The following is a 13,359-nucleotide window of genomic DNA, read 5'->3' as shown; positions in this document are numbered from 1 at the left end:
GGGTTCAGGCAGGTCGGCAGGGCAGGGCTCGGGCGGTTCGTCACGGGGGGGCGTCAGGAGCGGGTGGCCGCCGGCGGCGATGCGCGTACCAGCGCGCACAGGTCGTCGATGCGGTAGAGGCGTTCGGGCACCAGGTGCTCGGGCGCGAACTCGACGCCGAAGCACTGCTCCAGACGCTCCACGATCTCGACCATGCGCAGCGAGCCGAACTCGGGAAACCGGGTGAGCTCCCCGTCGTCCAGCAGGTGTTCCGCGATGCCGAGCACCGAGGCGACGGTCGCGCGTACGCCCGCCCGCAGCGCCGGGTCGGTACGGGCGCCCACGGCGGGGACCGGCCCCGCGCCGAACACCTCGCCGTCCGCGCGCAGCGCCTCGCCCGCGCGGGCCAGCACACCGGAGGGCTCGGCGCGGCCGCGGGCCACCCGGCGGAAGGCCAGATAGGCGTGTTCGACCACGCCGTCCCAGCGCTCCAGGTGCTCGCGCACCCGGGGCGTCGGGGAACCGGGTGTTCCCCGACGCTCTGCGGCGTACGCGGCGTGCAGATGCCGGGAGCGGGCGAGGAGCCAGGTCTCGAGCGTGAACCGCTCCAGGGCCGCGACCCGGTCGCCGTGCTCGGCGTAGGCGTCCAGGTACCCGGTGATCGCCGCTTCGCCGGCCGGGACGCACACCGGCTCGGGTGCGGGAGGCAGAGGGCGGCGGTCCAGCCGTACGGTCTCCACACCCTGCGGGAGACCGTCCAGCACCTGCGCGAGCCGGTCGCGGGTGACCAGCCGGCGCACCGGCCGGGCCGGGCCCCACTGGGTGTCGTTGTGGTAGGCGTCCACGACCGCCAGGTCGTCGCCCGCCGGCTCGATCAGGAAGCTGTGCTCGACGTGCTTGTGCCCGTGGTACGGCACCCAGGGCAGATGGTAGGCGTCGGCGATCACGTACAGCGTCGCCCCGGCACGGGCGGCCTCGCCGCCGGGCACACCCTGCGCGCGTTCGGTCACGGCCAGGCCCAGCAGCTCCTGGGCGCGGGCGAGTTGGGCGTCGGGCGTCGGTTCGACCGTGGGCAGCGGCCCGGCCCCCGCCGCCGGGGAGAAATCCAGCCGGGCGCCGAGCCGCAGGTGGGTGCCCGGGCCGTGCTCGCGGTCGGCCAGGACGGCGAGGTTGGCCTGGAGGCAGTCGAGCGCCTCGGCCCGTACCCGGGCCGCGGTGTCCTCCGCCACGGCGGGAAGGGCTCCCGGTTCCGTTCCGAGGGCGGTCACGACGCACCCCCGGTCCGGGCGCCGGCGACGGCTCCGACGAGACCGCCCGCGCCGTCTCCGACGAGCGGCAGCGCGTTCATCGCGTCCCGCAGCCCGGCGGGGTCCGGATCGCTGTCCGACAACTCCCCGGCCAGCAGCTGCTGATAGGCCCCGAGGTCGAGGTACCCGTGGCCGCTCAGGCAGACCAGCACGCCGCGCCCGGCACCCGCGGGACCGCCCGCACCGGCCAGCCGGGCCGCCACCGCCAGCGCGTGGCCCGACTCGGGGGCCGGCAGCACCATCTCCCGCGTCGTGAACAGCCGGCCCGCCTCCAGCGCCTCCACCTGGCCGACGGCGACCGCCTCGACCCGGCCGGCGTGCCGCAGGGCGGACACGACCTTGGCGGCGCCGTGGTAGCGCAGGCCGCCCGAGTGGGAGTCGGGGATCCGGTACTCGCTGCCGATGGTGTACATCGCCTCACGGGGGGCGGTGCCCGTCGCGTCCGTCTTGTCGTACGCGTAGACACCTTGGCTGAGCTTCGGTGACGCGGCGGACTCGGCCGCCACCAGCCGGGGCGGGCGGCGGCCCTCGGCCCGTGCGGAGGCGAAGAAGGGCAGGGCGATACCGCCGAAGTTGGAACCGGCGCCGACCGCGCCCACCACGGTGTCCACCTCGGCGTCGTGCGCGGCGAGCTGCTCCTCGCACTCCAGGCCGATCACCGACTGGTGCAGGATGCTGTACGTCTCGCCGCTGCCGATGCAGAACGCGGCGCCCGGCTGGTTGCGGGCGTACTCGACGGCCTCTCCGATGGCGAGCGTCAGGCTGTTGCCCCGGGTGCCGTCGTCCGCCGCGGCGACCTCCGTCAGCCCGCTGGGACTGCCGTGCACCCGGGCCCCGAGCAGCCGCATCAGCACACCCCGGTACGGCTTCTTCGTCAGGCTGGACCCGACCATGAAGACGGTGCAGCGCAGCCCGAACATCGCGCAGGCCGCGGCGAGCGCGGTGCCCCACTGCCCGGCGCCGGTCCCGGTGACGAGTTCCCGCACACCGGCCCGCTTGTAGTAGTACGCCTGCGCCAGCGCGGTGTTGAGCTTGTGGCTGCCGGAGATGTTGCCGCCCTCGTACTTGACCCAGACCGGCACCCGGGCCCCGATCGCCTCCTCGAAGGCCCGGGCCCGCCACAGCGGTGTGGGCCGGAACGAGCGGTAGGCGTCGGCCACTTCCTGCGGGATGTCCCAGAACTCCCGCGTCTGCAGGCTCTGCCGGACCAGCTCCATGGGCAGGTTGATGTGGACGCCGGAACCGGTGGCGGCGGCCTCGGGCGGCAGGTCATCGGGCAACGGCTCGTCCAGGTGCGGCAGCACGCTGCGCCACCGCCCCGGCAGACCCGTCGTCCCCGTCCCGGGCTCGCGGGTGGTCGGCCGCCCGCTCATCGCGCCGTCTCCGCCGCCGTCGTCACCAGCGCGGCCAGATCGCCGACCGTGGTGAAGGTGCGGCCGACGAACAGGTCGTCGGGGAGCGCGATGCCGAGGTCGTCCTCCAGGCGGATCAGCATGCCGAGGAACCCCAGTGAGTTGACCTTCAGCAGCTCGCCGTTGAGCGGCTCGTCATCGGATATCGACCGCGGGTCGACGGACAGCCGGGACTCGGTGACGACCAGGCGGCGTACCGCCTGGTCGATCCGGTCGCGGTCGGGTGCCCCCGAGGGGACGGCGGCGGGTGGCGCGGAGGAGGCGGGAGTGTGGACGGACATGAGCTGGGCCCTTCTCGATCCCGGGGGACACCCGGCGGGGGCGGACTGGAGGAAGCGGGGCAGCGGGGCTGCGCGACGGGTCACCGGCGCAGCGTGCCGTTGGCGGAGACGACCCACTGACGGGTCAGCAGGGAGTCCAGGGCGACCGGGCCGCGCACGTGCAGCCGGCCGGTGGAGATGGACAGTTCGGGGCCGAGGCCCATCGTCGGGCCGTCGTGCAGGCGCAGCGACCCGTTGACTATCAGCGCGGCGGCGTCCACCGAGGCCGCGTAGGCCGCGATCGCGGCGGGGTCCGTGGCGACGACGCCCTCGGTGTGCCCCGAGCCGTACCGGCGTACGTGGGCCACCGCCGCGTCGATGCCGTCGACGACGAGGACCCCGAGCGCGGGCTCCAGGAACTCCCGCCCGAAGTCATGGGCGGCCAGCGGTTCCTCGCGGATCCGCGTGGTGTCCGCGGCCGTCCCGGCGCCCTCGGGTGCGGGCGGCAGCGCCGGGTCCATGCGCAGCGTCACCGGGCCGTCGTGACCGCCGGCCGCGGCGCGCAGCAGCCTCGCGAACTCCCCGGCCACCGCGCGCTCGACGAGCACCAGCTCCAGCGTGTTGCACGCGGTCGGCTCCGAGAGCTTGCTGTTGAGCGCGATGTCGGCGGCCAGGCGCAGGTCGGCACTGCGGTCCACGAACAGGTGGTTGACCCCGCCGCCGCTGGCGATCACCGGGATGGAGGTGGCCGTACGGCAGTAGTCGATCAGCGACGGACTGCCCCGGGGCACCAGCACGTCGACGGCGTCCGGCCGGGACAGCAGCCAGCGCAGCTGTGAGCGGTCCGGATCGTCCAGGACGGTGGCCATGGCGCCGGGCAGGCCCGCGAGTTCGGCCGCGGTGCGCACGGCGACCGCCAGCTCGGCGTTGGTCGCCGCGATCTCCTTCCCGCCCCGCAGCAGCACGGCGTTGCCGGTGGCCACGCACAGCAGGGCGCCCTCGATGGTGGCGGTCGGCCTGGCCTCGTACACCATGAGCACCACGCCGAGGGGTTTGGGAATCTGCCGGCGGCTGCCCCACTCACCGATGGGCAGCTCGGGGCCGGGCGCGGTGGCACCGGGCAGCGCCTCGTACACCTCGTCGGCCAGCCCGGTCAGCAGCTCCAGGTGCCGGTCGGCCAGCCGGAGCCGGTCCACCAGCGTGGGCGGCAGGCCCCGGCGCCCGGCCGCGGAGACGTCCTCCTCGTTGGCCTTGCGGATCAGCGGCCACCGGACGGTCAGCTGCTCCGCCAGCCGGCGGCAGTAGCTCCGGTAGGCCGGGTCGCCGACGGCGGGTGCCTGCGCACAGGCCTCGCGTGCCGCACGGGCGGCTTCTTCGATCATGGTTACCTACCACATGAATTGGCCACCGTCGACGATCAGCTTCTGGCCCGTGATGTAGGCGCTGCGAGCGCTCACCAGGAACTCCAGGGCATCGGCGATCTCGGAGGTGGAGGCGATTCGTCCTTGCGGGATCTGGCGCAGTACGGACTCCCGGGCCTCCTCGTCGTCGAGCGCGAAGCGGCTGACGACCTCGGCGGTCCAGGTGAAGCCCGGAATCAGGCAGTTGACGCGGATGGCGGGCGCCAGCTCCAGCGCCAGGCACTTGGTCAGCTGGAGCAGACCGGCCTTGCTGGCGCAGTAGGCGGCCCCGTCGGTGCGCGGTCTGATGCCGGTCGTCGCACCGATGTTGACGATGGTGCCGCCCGGCCCGGCGGCCAGCAGGTGCGGCACCATCGCGTGGGTGAGATGGAAGGCGCCGGACAGATTGGTGTCCAGCACCCGGCGCCACTCGGCGGCGGTGCTCTGCAGGAACGGCTTGTCGATGTTGACGCCGGCGTTGTTCACCAGCACCCGGGGCGCGCCGTGTTCCCCGACCGCCTGTGCCACGGCGCCGGCGACGGCGTCCGGATCGGTGACGTCCGCGCGCAGGGTACGGACACCGGGGCCGAGATCGGCCTCCAGCTCACGCGCGGCCGCCTCGTCCGCGGCGTACAGCGCCACCACCCGATGGCCGAGCCGGACCAGGCGTTCGGACAGCGCGCGGCCGATACCGCGGGTGCCGCCGCTGACCACCGCCAGCGGAGCGCCGGCCGCGGCGCTCACGGCTTGGCCGCCCCGGCCAGGACCTTCGCCCGGTCCACCTTGCCGGTGGCACCCAGCGGCAGGTCCTGCCGTACCTCGACGGCCTCCGGCACCATGTACGCGGGCAACCTGGCCCGCAGTCCGTCGCGGACCGACGCGGCGAACCGCTCGGGTTCCACCGGGCCGTCCGGTACCACGTACGCCACCAGCCGGTCCCGGCCGGCCGGGCCGGGAGCGATCCCGACGACGGCGCCACGCACCTGCTCCAGAGCGCGCAGGACGACCTCGATCTCCTCCGGCTCGATACGGAACCCGCGGATCTTGACCTGCCGGTCGACCCGGCCCACGAAGTACAGCTCGCCGTTCCTGCGGGTGACCAGGTCGCCGGTGCGGTAGAAGACGCCCGCCCGGCCCGGGAGCCGTACGAACCGCTGCGCGGTCAGATCGGGACGGTTCAGGTAGCCGCGCGCGACGCAGACCCCGCCCAGGTACAGCTCTCCGGTGGCGCCCTCGGCGGTCTCCCGGCCGTCGCCGTCGAGCACCACCGCCTCATGGCCGGGGACACAGGTGCCGATGGGCACCTGGTCGCCGCCGTTCCACCCCTGCCGGACCCAGTAGCGGGTGGCCGCGATGACCGCCTCGGTCGGTCCGTAGCCGTTGCACAGCGGGATGCGGCCCAGCGGGCCCGCCGCCCACCGGCGCACCACGGCGGCGCTGGGCGCCTCCCCGCCGAAGAAGATGCCGCGCAGCCCACCGAGCGCCACCTGCTGGGACTCGCTCAGCTCCGCACCGAAGAACGTCTCGAAGTACGCGGTGGTGCAGCCCACGTAGGTGACCCCGTGCGCGCGCACCCGCTCGAACAACTGCGGCCCGGTCCACAGCGCCGGTCCGCGCAGCACCACCGTGCCGCCGGCCACCAGCCCGGCCCACATCTCCATGACGGTGGCGTCGAACGCCGGCGCCGAGAAGGACAGCAGCACGTCGTCGCCGGCCAGGCCGTACGCCTCCACCGCGCCCGCGAGATGCGCGGCCAGCGGACCGTGCTCCACGCACACACCCTTGGGAGCGCCCGTCGAACCGGAGGTGTAGATCACATAGGCGAGGTCGCCGTCGGCGGCCCGGTGCACGCCCGCCGAGCCCCGGCCCCCGTCGGCCGCAAGGAGCGCACCCCCGTCGGCCGCCGGCAGCGCACCCTCGCCGGCCTCCAGGAGCGCACCCACGTTCAGTACCGGGACACCCGCCAGCTCCCGTCCGGCGCCCGGGGCCCCGGTGTCCAGCACGGCCGGCGCGCCGGTGTCCGCCAGGACGTGCCGCAGCCGCTGCGCCGGCCAGCCCGGATCGAGCGGCGTCCAGGACATGCCCGCCAGCCAGACACCCAGCACCGCGGTCATGAACCGTTCGTTGCCCGGTGCGAGCACGGCCACGGTGTCACCGGCCGTACCGCCCCGCGCGGTCAGTTCGCGGGCCACCGCCTCGGCGCCGGTCCACAGCCCGTGATAGCTCAGCCGGGCGGCACCGCAGATCACCGCGGTCTTCTCCGGGCCGCGCCGGACCTGCTCCTCGATCAGTTCCACCGTCGTCGTCATGCCCGTGCCTCCGCCTCGCCCCGCATCGGATCCCGCGCGTCCCCGTCGAGGTGCGCGGCCAGCGCGCGGATGGTGGGGCGGCGGAAGAAGTCGCCGATGGCCAGGGACCTGCCGGTCGTCTCCCGTACCGAGCCCACGAACCGCAGGACGTCGAAGGAGTTGCCGCCGAGCGCGAAGAAGGACTCGTCGGGTCCGCTCGGCTCGCTGCCCAGCAGCCGGGCCCACAGGGCGCGGACCATGGCCTCGGTGCTGGTCGGTTCCCAGCCGGACACCGGTCCGCCGAGGGCCACGCCGCGCAGCGTGCCGGCCTCGAACGCGGCCAGCAGAGCCTTGCGGTCGACCTTCCCGTTCGGGGTCAGCGGCACCGTCTCGATCGTCCGGAGGTGACGGGGGATCATGTACGACGGCAGCGTCTGCTCCAGGTGCGCCCGGATGCGCCGCTCGTCGGGCGCCGCGCCCGGTGCGGGCCGTACGAACAGGCACAGCGCGGCCTGCTCGCCCGTGCCCCGCACCGCGGCCACCGCCGCGGCAACCTCCGGCAGACGTTGTGCCGTGCCCTCGATCTCGCCCAGTTCCACCCGGTGCCCGCGCACCTTCACCTGGGCGTCGCGCCGGCCGAGGAAGACCAGGGCACCGTCCTCCGCCAGCAGCGCGAGGTCGCCCGTGCGGTAGACGCGGGCGCCGCTGCCCGGGGCGGCGCCGGGCGCGGGCAGGAAGACGGCCTCGGTGCGCGCGGGGTCGTTGACGTACCCCACCGCGGGGCACACGCCGCCCAGGAACAGCTCGCCCACCGCGCCCGGCGGCACGTCACGGCCGTCCGGGCCGAGCAGATGGGCGTCCACGCCCGGCACCGGGCGGCCGATCGGCACGTGGTCGTGCGCGGGCAGCCGGTCGCCGCGCACCACGTGCCAGGTGACGGCGGTGGTCTCGGTCGGCCCGTACAGATTGACGAGTTCGCGCTCCGGGTCCTCGGCCAGCAGCCGCCGCACCCGGGCGTCCAGATGCAGCTGCTCACCGGAGACGCACACGAACCGCAGGGCCGGCAGCCGCAGTCCGGCCTCGATCACCGCTCCGGAGAAGGCACCCGCCACGGCGACGGGCAGATACAGGTGCGTCAGCCGCTCCCGCTCGGCGATCCCCGCCACCGCGCCCAGGTCCCGGCGATCCACCGCGCCGAGACCGACGACCGTCCCGCCGCGGGCGAGGGTCGGGAAGATCTCCTGGTAGGAGACGTCGAAGCCGAGCGGCGCGAACTGCAGGAAGCGCGTTCCGGGGCCCATGCGCAGCTCGCGCAGCTGCCAGTGGAGCAGGTTGACCAGCGGGTCCTGGCCCATGTGGACGCCCTTGGGGCGGCCCGTGGACCCGGAGGTGAACATGATGTAGACCGGGTCGGAGCCGTCCGGGAGGTCCGGCGCGGGACGGCCCGTCCCCTCGTCCTGGAGCCGGTGCGCGGTGGCGCGCGGCGGCTCGCCGGCCACGACCGGCCGGTCTCCGATGACGAAGCGGCACCCGGACTGCTCCAGCATGTAGCCCAGCCGTTCGGCCGGCAGCGAGGTGTCCACGGGCAGGTAGGCGGCGCCGCACCACAGCACGGCGAGCATCGCCACCACCGCGTCCGGCAGCGACTCCGGGACGATCGCCACGGTGTCGCCGCGTCCCACGCCGCGCGCCGCCAGCCCGGCGGCGGTCCGGGCCGTGCGCTCCCGCAGTTCCGCGTAGGTCAGCTCCGGACCGCCGGGCTCGGCCACCGCCACGTTCCCGGGGTACCGGCGGGCCGCTGCCAGGACCAGGCCCAGCAGACCGTGCTCCGCCTCCGCGTCCGCCGACGCCCCGAGGCGCAGCGCACCCGCCACCCGGCTCCGGCGCGGGGCGAGGCCCGCCAGCAGGGCGCCGGTGCGCGTCGACGGGGCCCTGACCGCCCGCAGCAGCAGTTCCTGGAACTCGGCGAGGAAACGCTGCGCATACGACGCCGGCAACAGGTCCTGGTCGTAGTCCAGTTCGATTCTCAATCCGTCCTCGACGGGGGTGGCGCCCAGCCAGAGGTCGAACTTGGCCGAGCCGTTGTCGAGGATCTCCACCCGGCCCTCCACCCAGGGCACGGGCGTCACACGGGTGCGCAGCTCGTCCTGCATGGCGAACATGCACTGGAAGACGGGATTGCGGTTGCCCGAGCGGTCCGGGGAGGTGCGCGCCACCAGGGCGTCGAAGGGCACCGACTGGCGGCGCCAGGTGTCCCGCACCGTCGACGACACCGTGCGGCAGTGCTCGTCGAACGGCACGTCCCGGGCGGGCAGCGCCATCGGCAGGGTGTTGACGAAGAACCCGCACAGACGGTGCGCGCCGATGGTGCGCCGGGTGGCGAAGGGACTGCCCACGACGACCTCGGGGTTGCCCGCGTAGTCACCGAGCAGCAGCGCATAGCAGGCGAGCAGCACGGCGTACGGCGTCGTGCCCAACTCCCGTGCCGTGCGCTCCACTTGGGTGCGCTGCGGCCGGGAAAGCAGCACGCTCAGCCGGGCGGCGCGGAACTCCGTGTCCTGCGGGCGCCCCGGGACGGGATACAGGGTGGTGGGCGCCACCCCCGTCAGGGTCTTCGCCAGTACGTCGGCCTCACCGGCGGCCACCGCGGCCTCGGCGGCCCTGTGCTGGGCCCGGAGTTCCGCCACGAGCCACCGCTCACGCTCCTCGCGCGACGTGCCCTGCCCGGTCCCCGCGGCCGGCCGGCCGAGAGCCAGCCGGTATCCGTCGCAGATCTCGTCGACCAGGACGCGCACCGACACCCCGTCGCTCACCGTGTGGTGCACGGTCACCAGCAGCGCCGTCGGGCCGCATGCACCGCTTCCGCCGTCCGCCGCGGTCACCAGCCGGAACCGGCACAGCGGCGCGGCGGCGAGATCGAGGGGCAGCCGGACGAACTCCTCCGTCCGGGCGCGCAGGAAGTCCGCCCACTCCTCGGCGGGACCCTCATGCCTCACGACGTCCAGCGGGACGGCCCCGGGCGCGGCGAGCCGTGCCCGGGGCTCCCCTTCGACCATGCGGAACTCGGTGCGCAGCGCGGGCTGGAGCCGCACCAGCCGCTCCAGCGCCGAGCGCATCGGGGCGGTCTCCACCGCACCGTCGAAGACGATGCGGAAGCTGTTGTTGTAGAGGTCCTTGCGGCTCGCGGCCTCCTGGATGAACAGCAGATCGCGCTGCGATGCCGTCACCGGGATCGAATCGTCGTGCTCCACCATGTTCGGCTCCTGCCGGATCGGGACGCGCTTACTGAGGGATGCCGCTGTTCCACCTGCTGAGGAAGTCCGCCAGGTCGCCGACCGTGACGATCTCGGCGAGGGCGTGCGGGTCGATCTCCTGCGTCTCGTCCGTCGCGAAGTCGGCGATGAGGCGTAGCAGGAGGAGTGAATCCACTCCGAGCGCCACCAGTTCGCTGGTCTCGGTCATCGGCTGGTCACCGACCCGCCTGGCGATGCCGGCCAGCACACTCTCTCTGGTCGTCATGGGTCAAACCGCCCTTTCTGGAGGCTCCGGCGTCGGACACCAGCACAGCAGCCGGTCCTAACGATCCGGTCCTCTGCGGCTACCGAAGCTCTGGTCGCAGCCCCCGGGACGCCCCCGAGCTGCCGGGCTAGCGCGTCGATAGGCGGCGGTGAGCGGATTGTCAGGCGGCGATGGTGTGCTGGCTGCGCACCACGTACCAGGCGGCACCTCGGCCAGGGCACGTCACCCAAGGGCGAGTCACCCCAGGGCACGTGCTCGCGCAACCTCGTCGAACCCGGCGCGCCACCGCCGGACCGGCAGATCGGAGAGCGGAATGACCACCCATCCGAATGTGATCCCCGAGCCAGTGGCGGACGGCTTCGGCGCCGGCGGGCTGGTACACGGTCTGCTCGACGCGGCCGCCGCCGACGCCCCCGACCGGCCCGCCGTCCGGGACGCCGCCGGAGCCTGGACGTATGCCCAACTCGCCCGGTCCAGCCATGTGTTCGCCGACTGGCTGGCGGCCCGTGGGGTGCGCCGGGGCGACCGGGTACTGGTGCGGTTGCCGAGCAGCCGGCACCTGGTCGCCATGTTCTTCGGCACCGTGCGGCTCGGCGCGGCCCTGGTGCCCCTGAACCCGGCGATGACCCCCTTCCACCTGCGGTCCGTCGTCGCCGACGCCGAGCCGGCCCTCGTCCTGACCGACACCGAGGGCGTGGCGCGTCTGCGCGCCGTCACCACCGCGCCCGTCCACGACGTGGCGGAGGTACGGCCGGCGCTCGATGCCGGTGCCGGTGCCGAGGGGGCGGGCGACGCGGAGCCGGGCCCGACGGCAGCACCGACCGGCTTGGCATCGCCGGCATCGGCTTCGGTATCGGCATCGGCTTCGGTATCGGCTTCGGCGGGCCGGGCGGTGCCGAGCGACGTGGCGACGCTCATCTACACCTCCGGCAGCACCGCCGCCCCCAAAGCCGTGGTGTGCCCGCACTCCGCCGTGGTGTTCGCCGCCACGGCACTCGTCCGCGCACTCGGCTACCGGGCGGACGACGTCGTCTTCTGCCGCTTCCCGATGTCCTGGGACTACGGCCTGTACAAGGTCCTCATGACCTGCGTCGCCCGCTGCGAGATCGTCCTCGCCGACGGCGAGTCGGACTTCACCCTGCTGCGCAGGATGCGCGAGACGGCGGTGACCGTGGTGCCCGTCGTCCCGTCCCTGGCCACGATGATCATCAGTCTCGCGCGCCGGGACACCGGCCCCCGGCCACCGGTGCGCATGTTCACCAACACCGGTGCCGCGCTGCCCGCTGCCACCGGCACCGCCCTGCGGGAACTGTTCCCCGGCGCGCAGGTGGTGCGCCAGTACGGGCAGACCGAGGCCAAGCGGATCACCGTGATGCCACCGGAGGAGGAACTGTGCCGCCCGGACAGCGTCGGCCGCCCGCTGCCCGGAACCGAGGTGTTCATCCTCGACGAGGCGGGCCGGGTCCTGCCGCCCGGTGAGACGGGGGAGATCGTCGTGACCGGACCGCACGTGATGGACGGCTACTGGCGCAACCCCGAGGCGACCGCCCGCGGCTTCCGGCCCGGCCCGGCCGGCGGTGGCACGCGGCTGCACACCGGCGACTACGGCAGCCTGGACGCGGACGGGTACCTGTACTTCCAGGGCCGCCGCGACGACATGTTCAAACGCAAGGGCTTCCGGATGAGCACCGTCGAGATCGAGAGTGCGGCGCTCGACATCCCCGGCGTACGGGCCGCCGCCGCGCTGCCCCCGGACGACCGGCACGACCTGACGCTGTTCGTGGAGAGCGACCTGAGCCACCGGACGGTCACCAGAGAGCTGATGCAACGCCTGGAGGTCGCCAAGATGCCCGCCGAATGCCGGGTCCTGTCCGAGTTCCCGCTCACTCTCCACGGCAAGAACGCCCGCAGGCAACTCGCCGAACTGATCGACGGGAGCAGGGCATGAGCGTCCCGCCGGGCCACGACGAACTGGCCGAACGCCACGGAACCCCGCTGTACGTCTACGACCTGTCCCGGGTACGCGCCGCGCGCCATGACCTGTTCCGGGCGCTGCCGGAGGGCGTCCACATCTACTACGCCTTCAAGGCCAACCCGCACCCGGACCTGGTACGGGCGCTGCGCGAGGGTCCCGGCCCCGGCTGCCGGGCCGAGATCAGCTCGACCGGCGAACTGGCCACCGCCCTGGACGCCGGCTACCCGGGAGGTGACATCCTCTACACCGGCCCCGGCAAGACCCCCGGTGAACTCCACGAGGCCGTCGCCGGCGGTGTGCGCCTGTTCTCGGCCGAGTCCCTCACCGACCTGGAGCACATCGGCGCCGCGGCGGCGGCACACGGGGTGGTCGCGGACTGCCTGCTGCGGATCAACAGCGCGACGGCCAGCGCCGCCACCGGGGTCCGCATGACCGGCCGGGCCAGCCAGTTCGGCATCGACAGCGAGACACTCCCCGAGGCCGCCGCCGCGCTGAAGGCCGTACCGGGGACCTCGATCGCGGGGCTGCACCTGTTCTCGCAGAGCAACGCACGCGACGAGGAGGCCCTGATCGGAGAGTTCCGGCACACCATCGAGACCGCCGCGCGCATCCAGGACGACCTCGGACTGCGGCTGCGGCTGCTGGACATCGGCGGCGGGTTCTCCGTCCCCTACGGACGTACGGGTGACCGGGCCGCGTACCCGAAGCTGTCCGGGGAGCTGGCGGCCGCCCTCGACCTGCGCTTCCCCGGCTGGCGGGAGGGCCGGCCGCGGATCGCCGTCGAATCCGGGCGCTACCTCGTGGGCGACAGCGGCACCCTGATCACCTCGGTGAGCAACGTCAAGGTCAGCAGGGGCCAGAAGTTCGTCATCCTCGACGGCGGCATCAACGTCTTCGGCGGCATGTCCGGCCTGGGCCGGCTGCTTCCGGTGTCCGTGGAGGTGGAGCCGCACGGACCGACCGAACAGGTCAGCCTGGTGGGGCCGTTGTGCACGCCGGGCGACATCCTGGGGCGGGACGTCACGGTGCCTTCGCCGGCCCCCGGCGACCTCGTCCGCGTACCCAACACCGGCGCCTACGGGCCCACCGCGAGCCTGCTGGGGTTCCTCGGCCGGCCCTCGCCGGTGGAAGTCGTGGTCGACGGCGACGAGGTCGTGTCCGTCTCCCGCATCGAGCGCAGCCGCGCCTACCGGAGCGTGGAGCCGCCGCGGTGACCGGC

The 13,359-nt window shown here is 73.9% G+C and carries 10 protein-coding genes; 2 read left to right on the top strand and 8 right to left on the bottom strand.

The window, feature by feature from the left end; translation table 11 throughout:
* Positions 1 to 53: 53 nt before the first annotated feature.
* The 8 genes from ACWGKQ_RS31475 to ACWGKQ_RS31440 form a co-directional block, all read right to left on the bottom strand.
* Positions 54 to 1,247, bottom strand: a complete 1,194-nt coding sequence (locus tag ACWGKQ_RS31475) for an acyl carrier protein (protein WP_453295397.1) — start codon at positions 1,245 to 1,247, stop codon at positions 54 to 56.
* Positions 1,244 to 2,659, bottom strand: a complete 1,416-nt coding sequence (locus ACWGKQ_RS31470) for a TrpB-like pyridoxal phosphate-dependent enzyme (protein WP_453295396.1) — start codon at positions 2,657 to 2,659, stop codon at positions 1,244 to 1,246. Before ACWGKQ_RS31470 ends, ACWGKQ_RS31475 begins: the two co-directional genes overlap by 4 nt.
* The gene (locus tag ACWGKQ_RS31465) at positions 2,656 to 2,979 is read right to left on the bottom strand and encodes an acyl carrier protein (RefSeq protein WP_453295395.1); all 324 of its coding nucleotides are present in this window, start codon (positions 2,977 to 2,979) and stop codon (positions 2,656 to 2,658) included. Before ACWGKQ_RS31465 ends, ACWGKQ_RS31470 begins: the two co-directional genes overlap by 4 nt.
* An 80-nt stretch (positions 2,980 to 3,059) precedes the next feature.
* On the bottom strand, positions 3,060 to 4,340 hold the full coding sequence (locus tag ACWGKQ_RS31460; RefSeq protein WP_453295394.1) for a glutamate-5-semialdehyde dehydrogenase: 1,281 nt from the start codon (positions 4,338 to 4,340) through the stop codon (positions 3,060 to 3,062).
* A gap of 6 nt (positions 4,341 to 4,346) precedes the next feature.
* Positions 4,347 to 5,102 (bottom strand): SDR family NAD(P)-dependent oxidoreductase, encoded by a 756-nt coding sequence (locus ACWGKQ_RS31455; protein WP_453295393.1) that lies wholly within the window; start codon positions 5,100 to 5,102, stop codon positions 4,347 to 4,349.
* Complete coding sequence (locus ACWGKQ_RS31450; protein ID WP_453295392.1) at positions 5,099 to 6,667, bottom strand: amino acid adenylation domain-containing protein; 1,569 nt, start codon at positions 6,665 to 6,667, stop codon at positions 5,099 to 5,101. The genes ACWGKQ_RS31455 and ACWGKQ_RS31450 overlap by 4 nt, the downstream gene beginning before the upstream one ends.
* Complete coding sequence (locus ACWGKQ_RS31445; protein WP_453295391.1) at positions 6,664 to 9,900, bottom strand: non-ribosomal peptide synthetase; 3,237 nt, start codon at positions 9,898 to 9,900, stop codon at positions 6,664 to 6,666. The genes ACWGKQ_RS31450 and ACWGKQ_RS31445 overlap by 4 nt, the downstream gene beginning before the upstream one ends.
* Positions 9,901 to 9,928: 28 nt before the next feature.
* Entirely contained in the window at positions 9,929 to 10,165 is a 237-nt protein-coding gene (locus ACWGKQ_RS31440; protein WP_453295390.1) for a phosphopantetheine-binding protein, read from the bottom strand.
* Between the two features lie 313 nt (positions 10,166 to 10,478).
* Here ACWGKQ_RS31440 and ACWGKQ_RS31435 point away from each other — a divergent pair, with 313 nt between their 5' ends.
* Positions 10,479 to 12,113: an AMP-binding protein gene (locus tag ACWGKQ_RS31435; RefSeq protein WP_453295389.1), complete on the top strand. Its 1,635-nt coding sequence runs from the start codon at positions 10,479 to 10,481 to the stop codon at positions 12,111 to 12,113.
* Positions 12,110 to 13,354, top strand: a complete 1,245-nt coding sequence (locus ACWGKQ_RS31430) for a type III PLP-dependent enzyme (RefSeq protein WP_453295388.1) — start codon at positions 12,110 to 12,112, stop codon at positions 13,352 to 13,354. The genes ACWGKQ_RS31435 and ACWGKQ_RS31430 overlap by 4 nt, the downstream gene beginning before the upstream one ends.
* The last annotated feature ends 5 nt before the right edge of the window (positions 13,355 to 13,359 follow it).

This window comes from Streptomyces sp. NPDC054770, assembly GCF_053611985.1.
Note: the sequence above shows the minus strand (reverse complement) of the source record. Positions and strands in the feature narration are given on the sequence as shown.

What these genes read in the sequence shown, in the direction of transcription:
- ACWGKQ_RS31470 (WP_453295396.1), bottom strand. Translation starts at nt 2,659, where the DNA reads ATGAGCGGGCGGCCGACCACCCGCGAGCCCGGGACGGGGACGACGGGT.
- ACWGKQ_RS31465 (WP_453295395.1), bottom strand. Translation starts at nt 2,979, where the DNA reads ATGTCCGTCCACACTCCCGCCTCCTCCGCGCCACCCGCCGCCGTCCCC.
- ACWGKQ_RS31460 (WP_453295394.1), bottom strand. Translation starts at nt 4,340, where the DNA reads ATGATCGAAGAAGCCGCCCGTGCGGCACGCGAGGCCTGTGCGCAGGCA.
- ACWGKQ_RS31450 (WP_453295392.1), bottom strand. Translation starts at nt 6,667, where the DNA reads ATGACGACGACGGTGGAACTGATCGAGGAGCAGGTCCGGCGCGGCCCG.
- ACWGKQ_RS31445 (WP_453295391.1), bottom strand. Translation starts at nt 9,900, where the DNA reads ATGGTGGAGCACGACGATTCGATCCCGGTGACGGCATCGCAGCGCGAT.
- ACWGKQ_RS31440 (WP_453295390.1), bottom strand. Translation starts at nt 10,165, where the DNA reads ATGACGACCAGAGAGAGTGTGCTGGCCGGCATCGCCAGGCGGGTCGGT.
- ACWGKQ_RS31435 (WP_453295389.1), top strand. Translation starts at nt 10,479, where the DNA reads ATGACCACCCATCCGAATGTGATCCCCGAGCCAGTGGCGGACGGCTTC.
- ACWGKQ_RS31430 (WP_453295388.1), top strand. Translation starts at nt 12,110, where the DNA reads ATGAGCGTCCCGCCGGGCCACGACGAACTGGCCGAACGCCACGGAACC.